This is a genomic window from Novosphingobium sp. TCA1 (genome assembly GCF_009811895.1).
Taxonomy (GTDB): domain Bacteria; phylum Pseudomonadota; class Alphaproteobacteria; order Sphingomonadales; family Sphingomonadaceae; genus Novosphingobium; species Novosphingobium panipatense_A.
Genome location: NZ_BLJH01000016.1, coordinates 41849 through 54381, shown reverse-complemented (window position 1 = coordinate 54381; position 12533 = coordinate 41849). Strand labels below are relative to the sequence as shown.

Below are 12533 nucleotides of genomic sequence, written 5' to 3'. Positions count from 1 at the left end.
CGTGGTCCATGCAATCCTTCGACGTGATCGTTATCGGCGGCGGCCATGCCGGCTGCGAGGCGGCGGCGGTCGCCGCTCGCATGGGCGCGCGCGTTGCCCTCGTCAGTTTCGACCTGGATGCCGTTGGCGCCATGAGCTGCAATCCGGCGATCGGTGGTCTGGGCAAGGGCCATCTCGTTCGTGAGGTCGATGCCTTCGACGGGCTGATCGCCCGTGCGGCCGATGCCGCGGCGATCCACTACCGAATGCTCAACCGCTCCAAGGGCAGCGCCGTGCAGGGGCCGCGCGTCCAGGCCGACCGCAAGCTCTTCAAGGCGGCAATTCATCGCCTGCTCCAGCAGCAGGGCGATCTCACTCTGGTGGGCGGCGAAGCGGCTGCACTGGTGATCGAGCAGGGCAGGGTGGTTGGCATCGATCTGGCCGACGGCACGCGGCTGACTTCGCGCGCCGTGGTTCTCTGCACCGGCACTTTCCTGGGCGGCACCCTGTTCCGAGGCGAAGAGCGGATGACGGGCGGCCGCATCGGCGAGGATTCCGCACAGCGCTTGGCAAGCCAGCTGCGCGATGCGGCGCTGCCGATGGCGCGGCTCAAGACGGGTACGCCGCCACGTCTCGATGGCCGTACCATCGATTGGGCACGCCTCGACGAGCAGCCTTCCGATGGTGAGGACTGGACGATGTCAGCACTTTCGGGGTCCGCGCTTTCGGGGTCCGCGCTTTCGGCGCCGGAGTCCGAAGGCGGGAAGGGGCGCCGCCGTCAGGTTCCGCAAGTCTTCTGCGCGATCACCCGCACCAATCCGCGCACCCATGACGTGATCCGCGAGAACCTCCATCGCTCGCCGTTGTTCACGGGCGCCATCGGGGCATCCGGGCCGCGCTATTGCCCTTCGATCGAGGACAAGATCCACCGCTTCGCCGATCGCGACGGCCATCAGATCTTTCTGGAGCCGGAGGGCCTCGACAACCCGCTGGTCTATCCGAACGGCGTCAGCACCTCGCTTCCCGCCGATGTGCAGCTGGCGATGCTGCGCACGATGGAAGGGCTGGAGCGGGTCGAGATGATCGTTCCCGGCTATGCGGTCGAATACGATCATATCGATCCCCGCGCCTTGCGCGCGACTCTGGAGCTGCGGGACATGCCCGGGCTCTATTGCGCAGGGCAGATCAACGGCACGACCGGATATGAGGAAGCGGCGGCGCAGGGCCTGGTCGCGGGCATGCATGCCGCTGCTGCCGTGCTCGGCCGCGAGGCACCGGCGTTGGACCGCGCAAACAGCTACATGGCGGTGATGATCGACGACCTCACCCTGCACGGCGTGAGCGAGCCCTACCGCATGCTCACGGCCCGCGCCGAGTACCGTCTGCGCCTGCGCGCCAACAATGCCTCCACGCGCCTGACGCCGCTGGCTATCGCGATCGGGGCGGCCGGGCCCGCGCGCTGCGCATGGTTCGAACGCCGCCTTGCCGAGCGCGCGAGGATCGACGCGGCTTTCGATGCCTCGCTGTCGGGTCATGAACTCGCTCAGGCGGGCCTGCCGGTGCGCGCCGATGTCGGGCGCTTGCCGCTGCGTGAATGGCTCCGGTTTGGCGGCGTCGATCTCGGCGGTCTCGCACCCTGGATCGATCCCGCGCTGCTCGAAGACGATGCGCTCGTCGAAGAGATGGTGGAGGACGCGGCTTATGCGCCCTACCTCGAACGACAGGAGCGCGAGCTGAAGGACCTTCGCGCAAGCGAGGCCCTGCCGCTGCCGGAAGACTTTCCTTATGCCGAGATTCCCGGTCTCTCGCGCGAGATGGTGGAGCGCCTCAGCAAGGCGCGTCCGGCCAATCTTGCCGCAGCGGGACGGATTCCCGGAATCACCCCGGCAGCGCTGGCGGCGCTGCTGGTCCATGCCCGCAGGGAGGCGGCGTGATCACGACTGAAGACGAAGCACGCGAATGGCTGCGCAAGCTGCCCGAATGCGACGAGGATGCCTGGGTCCGGCTCGAGACGCTGATCGCCATGTTGGTGGAAGAGAACCTCCAGCAGAATCTGGTGTCTGCGGCGAGTCTCGAGCAGGTATGGCTGCGCCATATCGTCGATAGCGCGCAGCTTCTGCCCTATGTTTCACGTGAAACATCGACCCCCTGGCTCGACCTCGGCACCGGGGCGGGCTTTCCGGGCCTCGTCATTGCCGCGCTTCGGCCCGAGTGCGAAGTGGTCATGGTTGAATCGCGCAACCGCCGTATCGAGTGGCTCGACCGGGCGCGGATGGCGATGGGGTTGGATAATGCCCGTATCGCCGGACAGCGTCTCGAACTGGTCGAGACGTTCCCGGTCAGCGTGATTTCCGCGCGCGCTTTTGCGCCGCTTGAAAAACTTCTGACGATTTCCGCACGCTTTTCCACAAGCGACACGGTTTGGCTGTTGCCGAAGGGGCGGTCTGCAAAGCAAGAACTGGAAGACCTTCGCAAGTGGCGGCACATGTTCCACGTGGAACAGTCCCTGACGGACCCGCAGGCAGGCATCATTGTCGGCAAGCTGGCCGACAGGAAGGGGTAAGACCAAGTGATCCGTATCGCCATCGCCAACCAGAAGGGCGGAGTCGGGAAGACCACGACCGCGATCAACGTCGCGACGGCCCTGGCTGCGACCGGCTGGAACACCCTGCTCATTGATATAGACCCCCAAGGCAATGCCTCGACGGGAATCGGCATCGCCGCATCCGAGCGCGACCGCACCTCCTATGACGTGCTGGTGGACCGGGCGCGTATCGCCGATTGCGTCATGCCGACCCGCATTCCCAATCTCGATCTGCTGGCAGCGACCGTCGATCTTTCCGGCGCGGAAGTGGAGCTGGTCAATGCCGACGATCGCGCCAATCGTCTGCGTACCGCGCTGGGCGGCGATCTTGGCTACGACGTCTGCCTGATCGACTGCCCGCCCTCGCTGGGCCTCCTGACTCTCAATGCCCTGGCTGCGGCGGATACCCTGCTAGTGCCGTTGCAATGCGAATTCTTCGCGTTGGAAGGGCTGAGTCAGCTGCTCCAGACGGTCGAGCGGGTGCAGCAGCGCTTCAATCCCGATCTCGGGATCATCGGCATTGCGCTCACCATGTTCGATCGCCGCAATCGCCTGACCGATCAGGTCTCCGAAGACGTGCGCTCGGTACTGGGCCAGCTCGTCTTCGAAACCACCATTCCGCGCAATGTGCGCCTTTCCGAAGCGCCCAGCCATGGCGTGCCCGCCCTGATCTATGATCATGCCTGCGCGGGCAGCCGGGCCTACATGGCCCTGGCGCGCGAACTTATCACCCGACTGCCCGAGAAGAGGAAAGCGGCATGAACGACGAATCGATCGTCCGCATCAGCGTACCCCATAATGCCGCCGCAGCGCCCAAGCAGAAACCCAAGGGCCTCGGCCGCGGCCTCGGTGCCCTGCTTGGTGAGACTCGCCGGGAAGAGCCGCTGGGCGTTCCGGGAAGCACCGAGGGGCGCGCCGCTCTGCCGCGCGCCGGGGGTCTTGCCGTTCTGGCCATCGCGGACATCACGCCGCACCCGGATCAGCCGCGCCGGATCTTCGATGAGGAAGCGCTGGAGGAACTGGCCGCATCGATCGCTCATCGCGGGGTGATTCAGCCGATCATCGTGCGCCCGGTGGACGGCGGACGCTATCAGCTGGTTGCCGGTGAACGCCGCTGGCGCGCGGCCCAGAAGGCGCAGCTTCACGAGATTCCCGCGCTCGTGCGCGAACTCACCGAGCGCGAGGTCATGGCCTTGGCGCTGATCGAGAACCTTCAGCGCGAGGATCTCAACCCCATCGAGGAAGCGCGGGCCTATAACCGCCTGGCGGAATTCGAAGGCATGACTCAGGCTGAGATCGCCCGCATGGTCGACAAGAGCCGCAGCCACGTCGCCAATTTCCAGCGTCTGCTGGCCCTGCCGGACGGCGTGATCTCGATGGTCGAGAAGGGCAGCCTTTCGATGGGCCATGCCCGCGCCCTGATCGGCTGCGACGATGCCGAAGAGATCGCCGACGCTGCCATCAACAAGCAGATGTCGGTGCGCGAGGTCGAGAAGCTGGTTCGCAAGAAGGCGAGGGGCGATGTTGCGCCGCGCCGCGCCCGCACGGCCCGCAATACGCACGAGGATGCCGATATCGTGGCGGTGCAAAGCCACCTTGAGGAATTCCTGGGCTTGCCGGTGAAGATCAATGCCGATGTCGATCCCAAGTCCGGCACGGTGACGATCCGTTACGCCACGCTCGACCAGCTCGACCTGATCTGCCAGCGGCTGACCGGCGGCGCGATCTGAAGCGCTCGGGATTTACGGATTTTCTGCGGCGCTCGAACTTCAGTTCGGGCGCCGTTTTTATCGGACGTTTGCGGCTTCTGCGGGCGCGCGCCGGGGGATCGAGCGGCGGGCAGGGCGGACTTGCGCATCCTCGGCATAGGCGATCGGTTCGCCCGTGCTGTCGATGGCCTGGACGACCGGAATCGACACCATGCGCTGCGACTGGGCGGGATATACATAGGCATAACCCGGCGCGGCCTGTCCGTAGACGGGCACGATGACCTGACCCTGCCGATAGCGCGCGAGATAGTCCGCGAGATAGGCTTCACACTCGCCGTGGTTGCCCTGGCCTTCGCGTGCGGTGCCCGAGCGCGGGCGGCTTGCGGCGACTTTGCCGTGGCAGTCCGCGAGCCATGCATCGCGCTGGACGGGATCGAACTCGTAGCGAATCGATGAGGCGGTAGCGGGCGCAGGAGACACTGGGGAAGCGTCCTGCACATAGTCCGCGCCGGCATCAACTTCGGCCGCCGAGACGGCGCTGGCGCCGCCAAACAGGATCAGGGCGAGACTCGCAGTGCAGAGAGTCGAACGCATTCGCAGGGCCTTCTCACCAGATTATGGGCATTAGTCGTGTATGTTAACACGATGTTAGCACTATAACCGGCGAAAGGCCAAGCCTCAGGCGTCCGCGCCGTCAGTCCCGGCGCGAGACAGCCCGAGGCCGCATGAGGATCAGATTGAGGGCGCGACGATCGCGGCGAGGGCCTCGATACCGGCGGCATCCTCGGCATCGAACCGCTCCGCAATGGGGCTGTCGAGGTCGATCACGGCCACCACCTTGCCGTCCTGCATGACCGGCACCACCAGTTCCGAGCGGCTGTCGGCATCGCAGGCGATATGGCCGGGGAAGGCGTGGACGTCCGGCACGATCTGGGTCTGGCCGCTTTCCGCCGCCGTGCCGCAGACGCCGCGGCCGAAGGGAATGCGTATGCAGGCGGGCTTGCCCACGAACGGGCCTAGCACCAGCTCGTCCTCGACGTTGCGGTAGAATCCGGCCCAGTTGAGGTCGGGCAGGAACTGCCAGATCAGCGCCGCGACATTGGCCATGTTCGCCACGCCGTCGGGTTCGCCGCTGACGAGCGCCCGGGCGGCCTCGGCCAGGTCTGCGTAGAGTTCGGGCTTGGGCTGGTCGCCCTGGGGAGCAAAGTCGTACATGGAGGTCCCGATACTCCAAGTCCTTGTTGCCGCATAGGCGCCTCCGGCCTATTTCAGGCTCATGCGCTCCATTCTCATCAAATCCGCCCTGGCACTCGGTGCGGTCGTTCTCGTTGGCGGCGGCGTTGTCGCCTGGGCCCAGTACTCCAACACTTCCGACCTGCCGTTCGACGATACGGTCGGCAAGGATCCCAAGCTGGTCGAGCCGGACCCGCAATGGATTCCCAGCGTCAAGCTGGTCGAAACCGTGGGTTGGGGCGCGGGTGAGGCACCGAAGGCAGGGCAGGGGCTGGCCGTGGCCCGCTTCGCGGAAGGCCTGGACCATCCGCGCACCATGCTGACCCTGCCCAACGGCGACGTGCTGGTGGCGGAAACCAATGCGCCGCCGGGCAACAAGCCCAAGGGAATCACGGGCATGGTCATGGGCTGGATGTTCAACCGCGTCGGCGCCGGACAGGCCTCGCCCGACAAGATCGTGCTGCTGCGCGACGGCGACGGCGACGGCAAGGCCGAACAGCGCTTCGATTTCCGCATTGCCGACATGCATTCGCCTTCGGGCATGGCCTACCAGAACGGCAAGCTCTACATCGCCAACCACGACAAAGTCCTCGAATTCGCTTTCCAGCCCGGCGCGACCAAGCTGGAAGGCAAGGCGCTGCGCACGATGATAGACCTGCCCGCAGGCGGCAATCACTGGATGCGCAACCTCCTGCTCAGCCAGGACGGCAAGCACCTCTATGTCACCGTGGGTTCGGCCAGCAATATCGCCGACGACGGCATGGAAGCAGAGACCGGCCGCGCCGCGATCTGGGAAGTGGATATGGACACGGCCCGCCGCCGCCAGTTCGCCGCGGGCATGCGCAATCCCAACGGGCTTGGCTGGAACCCCTCCACCGGAGAGATGTGGGCCACCGTGCAGGAGCGTGACATGCTCGGCCCGGATCTGGTGCCGGACTACCTGACCAACGTGCCGGTGGGCGCGCAATACGGTTGGCCCTGGGTCTACTGGAAGACGACGTTCGACGAGCGCGTCCAGTGGCCGATGCAGACCTACATGCTCGAATATACCCGCAAGCCCGAATATGCGATGGGTGCCCATGCCAGCGTGCTCGGCATGGTCTTCGCGGGCGGCGGCAACCGCATGGGCAGCAAGTTCGCCAACGGCGCTTTCGTGGCCCGCCACGGTTCGTGGAATCGCCGTCCGGCCGTGGGCTACGACGTGGTCTTCGTGCCCTTCGATGCCAACGGCAATCCGCAGGACGTGAAGCCTATTCCCGTGCTCTCCGGCTTCCTCAAGGATGCCTCGCATACCCATGGCCGTCCGACCTGGCTGGCCTGGGACAAGACCGGCAGCCTTCTCGTCAGCGACGATACGGCCGGGGTCGTGTGGCGCGTGCAGGCGCCGGGCGCGGCACCTTCGGCGGAGATCAAGCCGGTCGTTACCGAGCACATGAAGCCCCTGGAAGAGATCAAGGATCCAACCATTCCGGGCGCGACCGGCAATCTCGAGGCCGGGTTCACCAAGGGCCCGGACAAGCTGTTGCCGACCGGCCAGTGAATGAAAAAGGGGACCTCTCGGGTCCCCTTTTTTATGGTTTCAGATGACTTTCCCGGCGCGACCAGCCACTTCGGTGACATATTGCCAGGCCACGCGGCCTGAACGCGCACCACGGCGGCGCGACCATTCCAGCGCATCGTGCTCGTCGAATTCCAGCCCGAACTGCCGGGTATAGCCCTCGATGATCGAGAGATAGGCAGGCTGGTCGCAGTTGTGGAAGCCGATCGAGAGGCCGAAGCGGTCGGCCAGGGCGAGCCGGTCGTCCACGACGTCGCGGGGATTGATGGGATCGTCCTGTTCCGCCATCGACCGCGAGACGATGGCGCGGCGATTGGCGGTGACGGCAAGGCGCACGTTGCCCGGGCGTGCCTCTACGCCGCCTTCCAGCCAGGAGCGCAACAGGCGCGGCCCGGCGCCGTCGTTTTCCTCGAAGCCCAGATCGTCGATGAAGACGAGGAACTGGCGGTCCACCTTGCCGAGCAGGGCGAACAGAGTGGTCACGCCGTGGAGGGCTTCCTGCGCGACTTGCACAAGGGCGATGCGGCCCGGATGGGCGGACTGGGCGGCCCGGATCGCGGCGCGCATCACGGCGGACTTGCCCATGCCGCGCGATCCCCAGAGCAGCATGTCATGCGCGGCATAGCCGGCGGCGAGGCGCTCGACATTGCCGACCACGCGTTCCTTCTGGGAATCGATGCCGCGCAGCAGATCGAGGGGCGGGGCCAGCAGCTCGGGCACGCCGCGCCCTTCCTGCCCGGTCCAGACGTAGGCGGGATGGGCCAGCCAGTCGACCTGCGGCGCGGGCAGGGGGGCAAGGCGTTCGAGGGCGTCGGCAATGCGGCTGAGGACTTCGATCCGGTCGGTCATGCTGTCAGTTCTTCGCTCGTCAGTTCGTAGAGAAGGCTCGCACCCTTCTGGGCCTGGGCGAGATGGCCCATGGCTTCGGGCACCAGATGCTCGATAAAGTACCGCGCGACTACCTTTTTCCGCTTCGTAAAGGACTCGGACAGGTCGGAAGCGCCGGACAGGGCATCGGCCTGACGGTGCAGCTGCCAGCCAGCGACCGCGACGGCGCAGGCGGCCAGGAACGGCACGCTGGCGCCGAGACGGTCGTCGAGCGTGCCGGTTTCGATCAGGTGCTGGGCTGTCTGGCGGCAGGACTCGGCAAGCTCCTGAAGGGCCAGGACGCCGCGATCGGCGGCATAGGCCTCTATGTCGTCCATCAGCGCGAAGAGCGCAGCGCCGCGCGCCATGCCGAGCTTGCGGGTCATGAGGTCGGCGGCCTGGATGCCGTTGGTGCCTTCGTAGATCGGGGCAATGCGGGCATCGCGGTAGTGCTGCGCGGCGCCGGTTTCCTCGATGAAGCCCATGCCGCCATGGATCTGAACACCCAGACTCGTGACTTCCACGCCCATGTCGCTGCACCATGCCTTGACCAGCGGCACCAGCAGCTCGGCACGCATCCGGGCGGCCTCGTCACCCAGATTGCCACGATCGAGCTGGCCGCAGGCGTAGTAGAGAAGGGCGCGGCCAGCCTCGGTCAGGGCGCGCATCCGCAGCAGCATGCGACGCACATCGGGATGCTCGGCTATGGCGACGGGGCTCCTGTCGGCGGCTCCGGCGCGGGCGGACTGCACGCGGTCCATGGCATAGGCCATGGCCTGCTGCATGGCGCGTTCGGCGATCTGGACGCCTTGGGCGCCGACATTGATGCGGGCATTGTTCATCATCGTGAACATGCAGCGCAGGCCTTCGTTCTCCGCGCCGATCAGTTCGCCGATGCATTCGCCGTTGTCGCCGAAGCTCATGACGCAAGTGGGCGAGGCATGGATGCCGAGCTTGCGCTCGATGCTGACCGCCTTGAGATCGTTGCGGGCACCGAGCGAGCCGTCATGTTCCACGTGGAACTTCGGGACGATGAACAGCGAGATGCCCCGCGATCCTGCCGGTGCGCCGGGCACGCGGGCCAGCACCAGGTGGATGATGTTCTCGGCCAGTTCGTGTTCGCCCCAGGTGATGAAGATCTTCTGGCCCGAGATCCGGTACTTTCCGGCGTGCGGGCCTTCGGTGATCGGCACGGCAGCGGTGCGCAGCGCGCCCAGGTCGGATCCGGCCTGCGGCTCGGTAAGGTTCATCGTGCCCGACCATTCGCCGCTGACCACGCGGTGAAGATACCGCGCCTGTTGCGCCTCGCTGCCGTGATGGACCAGCGCCTCGATCGCGCCCACCGTCAGCATCGGCAGGAGCGAGAAGCCCATGTTGGCGCTGCCCAGGCATTCCAGTGCGGCTACGGCCAGCGCTTGCGGCAGGCCCTGGCCGCCGAATTCCTCGGGCGCGGCGATGGAGTTCCATCCGGCCGCCACGAAATCGCGGTAGGCCTGCTCGAAGCCTTGCGGCAACAGGACCTTGCCGTGCTCGATCCGGGCACCCTCGATGTCGCCCTTGCGGTTCAGCGGTGCCCATTCACCCGCCGCGAAAGCGCCGGCGCCTTCCACCACGGCCTGCACCACATCATCGCTGGCGGCGGCAAAACGGGGATGCCGGGCCAACTCCTCGGTCCCGGCATTGATGCGCAGGGCCAGGATCTGGTCGGTGCTGGGCGGCGTATAGCTCATGGCTTGAATCATCCTCTGCGCGGTTTTTCTTGGCTTTGCGGTCCTGCGGCTATAGCGGCGGAGTATGGAGCGCAACCTTGGACCCGAACTTCTGGCACCCGACGATAGCGGCGTGGCGCGCGCCGCTGCGCTGCTGGGGGAGGGCAGGCTGGTCGCGGTTCCGACGGAAACCGTCTACGGCCTGATGGCGCGTGCGGACCGGGATGAATCAGTGGCGGCGATCTACCGCGCCAAGGGGCGGCCCAGCTTCAATCCGCTGATCGTCCATGTCGCGGATCTCGCCGCGGCGCAGGCGCTGGCGGTGCTGGACGCGCGGGCACTGGCGCTGGCCGAGGTGTTCTGGCCCGGTGCGCTGACCCTGGTACTGCCCTTGCGCGCAGGCGCGGCGGTGGCTCCGGCGGTGACGGCGGGGCTGCCCACGGTGGCGCTGCGCTGTCCGGCCCATCCGCTCATGCGGGCCGTGATCGCGGCATCCGGGCTGGCGCTGGCGGGGCCTTCGGCCAACCGTAGCGGCGGCGTAAGTCCGACTCGGGCCGAGCATGTCGTGGCCTCTCTGGGCGGCAATCTCGATGCGGTGATCGATGGCGGTCCTTGCGAGGCCGGTCTGGAATCGACGATCGTCGCCTTGCGTGAGGATGGCCGTTGGCAGATCCTGCGGCCCGGCCCGATCCCGCAGGAGGCGATCCGCGCCGTTCTCGGCACGGATTGCGACGCGGTGATATCACAGGCGATCGAGGCACCGGGGCAGCTCGCCAGCCATTACGCGCCGGGCAAGCCGGTGCGGCTCGAGGCCGCCTCTGCCGAGGCGGACGAATTCCATATCGGTTTCGGCCCGATTGCGGGAGACGCCAGCCTTTCCGCCTCGGGGGATCTCGTGGAGGCGGCGTCGCGGCTCTACGCGCTGCTCCACGAAGGCGCGGCGGCGAGTCAGCCGAAGATCGCGGTGGCGCCGATTCCGGGCGAGGGGGTGGGCGCTGCCATCAACGACAGGCTGAAGCGCGCGGCGGCCTGAGGCTGGCCGTCGTCCCGGACTTGATCCGGGACCGCTGGCCGTGAACGGCCTAGCTCACGGCGGGGCGCCTCGCCGAAAGCGCGCGCCTAAAGACAGGCACCGGTCCCGGATCAGGTCCGGGACGGCGGGCTTCTCAAAGGTCTTCGCAAATCCTCAGCGCCGCTGCGGCACGGCGCCAGGCATCAGGTACTGCATGTCCGCATAGTCATCGCGCGCCTTGTTGCAGGCCTGGCGGTCGCCCCGGTCGCATTGGCGCAAGTGCTTCTGGTATTGCCGCTGCATCTTGCCGAGCTTCTCTTCCTGCTCGCGCATCTGGCGGCCGCGCTTTTCATCGGCTTCCGACTGGCTGGTGGTGACGGCATCCACTGCCGAACCGGCTATGCGCACCGGCGCGGTCACGATCTTGCCGGCGGTGCTGAGGCAGCCGGAAAGCAGCAGGGCACTGGCGAGAGCGAGAGCCGGGGCGAAGAAGGGCAGGGAGCGCAGGTTCATCGCGCGGAACCTGTCACGAAGCGACTGTCGCCACAATTAATATCGCAGGCCCGCATGGGCTGAATGTCGATCCGTCCAAATATCCCACAAAGCGAAAGGGGCCGCTTCCGGTGTGGAAGCGGCCCCTTTGCCTGCGAGTTAACGCTGCGTCTGGTCAGACTGCTTCAGCGCTCTCGTAATACTTCGGTGCGTACTCGTTGAGGATCGCGAGGATCTTCTTGAGGGCTGCCGGTTCGTCGGTCTTTTCCATGGCCGCGAGTTCGCGGGCCAGGCGCGACGAGGCCGCTTCGAAGATCTGACGCTCGGAATAGCTCTGCTCCGGCTGATCGTCGGCGCGGAACAGGTCGCGAGTCACTTCGGCGATCGATACGAGGTCGCCCGAATTGATCTTCGCTTCGTACTCCTGGGCACGGCGCGACCACATGGTGCGCTTCACCTTGGGCTTGCCCTTGAGCGTATCGAGCGCTTCGCGCAGGGTCTTGTCCGACGACAGCTTGCGCATGCCGATCGATTCGACCTTGTTCACGGGAACGCGGAGAGTCATGCGTTCTTTCTCGAAACGCAGCACATAAAGGTCGAGCTGCATCCCGGCAATTTCCTGCTTCTGGAGCTCGATCACACGGCCTACGCCGTGCTTGGGATAAACGACGTAATCTCCAACATCGAAGGCATCGGCCCTGGTTGCCATGTATCGTCCTTTCACCTGCAAGATCCGTTGCCATACTTACGGTGAGAGAAACCCGGGTGGGTGCGACTTGAAAACGCAAAAGCGCCTTCGCCGCCCGGTCAGATACCTCTCCCAGCCGTTTGCTTTCGAACCCTGCCTCGCAATGCAAATGCCTGCCAGACGGGCAGAAGGCCCGGGCAGTTGCTGGATTATATAGCATCGATGTGACAAAATTACCAGAGGCGAGCATGCGTTTAACCGCAGCCCGCCCCGAAATGTGCCGATGCGGGTCAATCCGGCCCGCCAAGTCCCTCAGTCCTTGGGGAAACCTGCCCTCGCGGACGGGCGCCTCCCCGCGGCGATCAGTCGCCTTCGCCGGGTTCGGGCGAGAAATATTTTTCGAGCTTGTTTTCCTCGCCGCGCATGGCGTCGGCGTCGTCCGGGGCGTCTTTCTTGGTGGTGAGGTTGGGCCATTCCGCCGAATATTTGGCGTTCAGTTCCAGCCACTGCTCAAGGCCGCTCTCGGTATCGGGCAGAATCGCCTCGGCCGGGCATTCCGGCTCGCAGACGCCGCAATCGATGCATTCGCTGGGATTGATGACGAGCATGTTCTCGCCCTCGTAGAAGCAGTCCACCGGACAGACCTCGACGCAATCCATGTACTTGCACCGGATGCAATTGTCGGTGACGACATAAGTCATG

Annotated in this window: 13 protein-coding genes; 6 read left to right on the top strand and 7 right to left on the bottom strand. The window is 65.9% G+C overall.

Going from position 1 to position 12533, the window contains the following annotated elements:
- The first annotated feature begins 8 nt into the window (after positions 1-8).
- The 4 genes from mnmG to NTCA1_RS17530 are packed head-to-tail and all read left to right on the top strand — an operon-like array spanning position 9 to position 4293.
- Positions 9-1913, top strand: a complete 1905-nt coding sequence (mnmG, locus tag NTCA1_RS17545; protein WP_159831225.1) for a tRNA uridine-5-carboxymethylaminomethyl(34) synthesis enzyme MnmG — start codon at positions 9-11, stop codon at positions 1911-1913.
- Positions 1910-2542, top strand: coding sequence for a 16S rRNA (guanine(527)-N(7))-methyltransferase RsmG (gene rsmG / locus NTCA1_RS17540; RefSeq protein WP_159831224.1), 633 nt, complete (start codon positions 1910-1912; stop codon positions 2540-2542). Before mnmG ends, rsmG begins: the two co-directional genes overlap by 4 nt.
- A 6-nt stretch (positions 2543-2548) precedes the next feature.
- The gene (locus NTCA1_RS17535; protein WP_086490903.1) at positions 2549-3325 is read left to right on the top strand and encodes a ParA family protein; all 777 of its coding nucleotides are present in this window, start codon (positions 2549-2551) and stop codon (positions 3323-3325) included.
- Entirely contained in the window at positions 3322-4293 is a 972-nt protein-coding gene (locus NTCA1_RS17530) for a ParB/RepB/Spo0J family partition protein (RefSeq protein ID WP_159831223.1), read from the top strand. The genes NTCA1_RS17535 and NTCA1_RS17530 overlap by 4 nt, the downstream gene beginning before the upstream one ends.
- A 57-nt stretch (positions 4294-4350) precedes the next feature.
- Here the strand turns inward: NTCA1_RS17530 and NTCA1_RS17525 are convergent, their stop codons facing one another.
- The gene (locus NTCA1_RS17525; protein WP_159831222.1) at positions 4351-4866 is read right to left on the bottom strand and encodes a hypothetical protein; all 516 of its coding nucleotides are present in this window, start codon (positions 4864-4866) and stop codon (positions 4351-4353) included.
- A gap of 138 nt (positions 4867-5004) precedes the next feature.
- The gene (locus NTCA1_RS17520) at positions 5005-5487 is read right to left on the bottom strand and encodes a GAF domain-containing protein (RefSeq protein ID WP_086490906.1); all 483 of its coding nucleotides are present in this window, start codon (positions 5485-5487) and stop codon (positions 5005-5007) included.
- A gap of 61 nt (positions 5488-5548) precedes the next feature.
- Here NTCA1_RS17520 and NTCA1_RS17515 point away from each other — a divergent pair, with 61 nt between their 5' ends.
- The gene (locus NTCA1_RS17515; RefSeq protein ID WP_159831221.1) at positions 5549-7045 is read left to right on the top strand and encodes a sorbosone dehydrogenase family protein; all 1497 of its coding nucleotides are present in this window, start codon (positions 5549-5551) and stop codon (positions 7043-7045) included.
- A 39-nt stretch (positions 7046-7084) separates the two neighbouring features.
- Here the strand turns inward: NTCA1_RS17515 and NTCA1_RS17510 are convergent, their stop codons facing one another.
- Together NTCA1_RS17510 and NTCA1_RS17505 are read right to left on the bottom strand one after the other, a co-directional pair.
- The gene (locus tag NTCA1_RS17510) at positions 7085-7912 is read right to left on the bottom strand and encodes a DUF815 domain-containing protein (protein WP_086490908.1); all 828 of its coding nucleotides are present in this window, start codon (positions 7910-7912) and stop codon (positions 7085-7087) included.
- Positions 7909-9660 carry an acyl-CoA dehydrogenase gene (locus tag NTCA1_RS17505; protein ID WP_159831220.1) on the bottom strand — a complete coding sequence of 584 codons (1752 nt, stop codon included), beginning with the start codon at positions 9658-9660 and terminating at the stop codon, positions 7909-7911. Before NTCA1_RS17505 ends, NTCA1_RS17510 begins: the two co-directional genes overlap by 4 nt.
- 64 nt (positions 9661-9724) lie before the next feature.
- Here NTCA1_RS17505 and NTCA1_RS17500 point away from each other — a divergent pair, with 64 nt between their 5' ends.
- Complete coding sequence (locus NTCA1_RS17500; protein ID WP_159831219.1) at positions 9725-10672, top strand: L-threonylcarbamoyladenylate synthase; 948 nt, start codon at positions 9725-9727, stop codon at positions 10670-10672.
- A 153-nt stretch (positions 10673-10825) separates the two neighbouring features.
- On the opposite strand, the gene NTCA1_RS17495 is transcribed toward NTCA1_RS17500, so the two are convergent.
- The 3 genes from NTCA1_RS17495 to fdxA all read right to left on the bottom strand — a co-directional run bounded on the left by NTCA1_RS17495 (position 10826) and on the right by fdxA (position 12532).
- A complete protein-coding gene (locus NTCA1_RS17495; RefSeq protein ID WP_086490911.1) occupies positions 10826-11164 on the bottom strand; it encodes a DUF6726 family protein in 339 nt (112 codons plus the stop codon).
- 154 nt (positions 11165-11318) lie between these two features.
- Positions 11319-11852 carry a CarD family transcriptional regulator gene (locus NTCA1_RS17490; RefSeq protein WP_054442043.1) on the bottom strand — a complete coding sequence of 178 codons (534 nt, stop codon included), beginning with the start codon at positions 11850-11852 and terminating at the stop codon, positions 11319-11321.
- 341 nt (positions 11853-12193) lie between these two features.
- Complete coding sequence (fdxA, locus tag NTCA1_RS17485) at positions 12194-12532, bottom strand: ferredoxin FdxA (protein ID WP_086490912.1); 339 nt, start codon at positions 12530-12532, stop codon at positions 12194-12196.
- Position 12533 lies beyond the last annotated feature (1 nt).

Excerpts from the sequence above, each read along its gene's own strand:
- NTCA1_RS17505 (WP_159831220.1), bottom strand. The coding sequence starts at position 9,660 with ATGAGCTATACGCCGCCCAGCACCGACCAGATCCTGGCCCTGCGCATC.
- NTCA1_RS17500 (WP_159831219.1), top strand. The coding sequence starts at position 9,725 with ATGGAGCGCAACCTTGGACCCGAACTTCTGGCACCCGACGATAGCGGC.
- NTCA1_RS17530 (WP_159831223.1), top strand. The coding sequence starts at position 3,322 with ATGAACGACGAATCGATCGTCCGCATCAGCGTACCCCATAATGCCGCC.
- mnmG (WP_159831225.1), top strand. The coding sequence starts at position 9 with ATGCAATCCTTCGACGTGATCGTTATCGGCGGCGGCCATGCCGGCTGC.
- NTCA1_RS17510 (WP_086490908.1), bottom strand. The coding sequence starts at position 7,912 with ATGACCGACCGGATCGAAGTCCTCAGCCGCATTGCCGACGCCCTCGAA.
- NTCA1_RS17495 (WP_086490911.1), bottom strand. The coding sequence starts at position 11,164 with ATGAACCTGCGCTCCCTGCCCTTCTTCGCCCCGGCTCTCGCTCTCGCC.
- fdxA (WP_086490912.1), bottom strand. The coding sequence starts at position 12,532 with ATGACTTATGTCGTCACCGACAATTGCATCCGGTGCAAGTACATGGAT.
- NTCA1_RS17515 (WP_159831221.1), top strand. The coding sequence starts at position 5,549 with ATGCGCTCCATTCTCATCAAATCCGCCCTGGCACTCGGTGCGGTCGTT.
- NTCA1_RS17525 (WP_159831222.1), bottom strand. The coding sequence starts at position 4,866 with ATGCGTTCGACTCTCTGCACTGCGAGTCTCGCCCTGATCCTGTTTGGC.
- NTCA1_RS17520 (WP_086490906.1), bottom strand. The coding sequence starts at position 5,487 with ATGTACGACTTTGCTCCCCAGGGCGACCAGCCCAAGCCCGAACTCTAC.
- NTCA1_RS17490 (WP_054442043.1), bottom strand. The coding sequence starts at position 11,852 with ATGGCAACCAGGGCCGATGCCTTCGATGTTGGAGATTACGTCGTTTAT.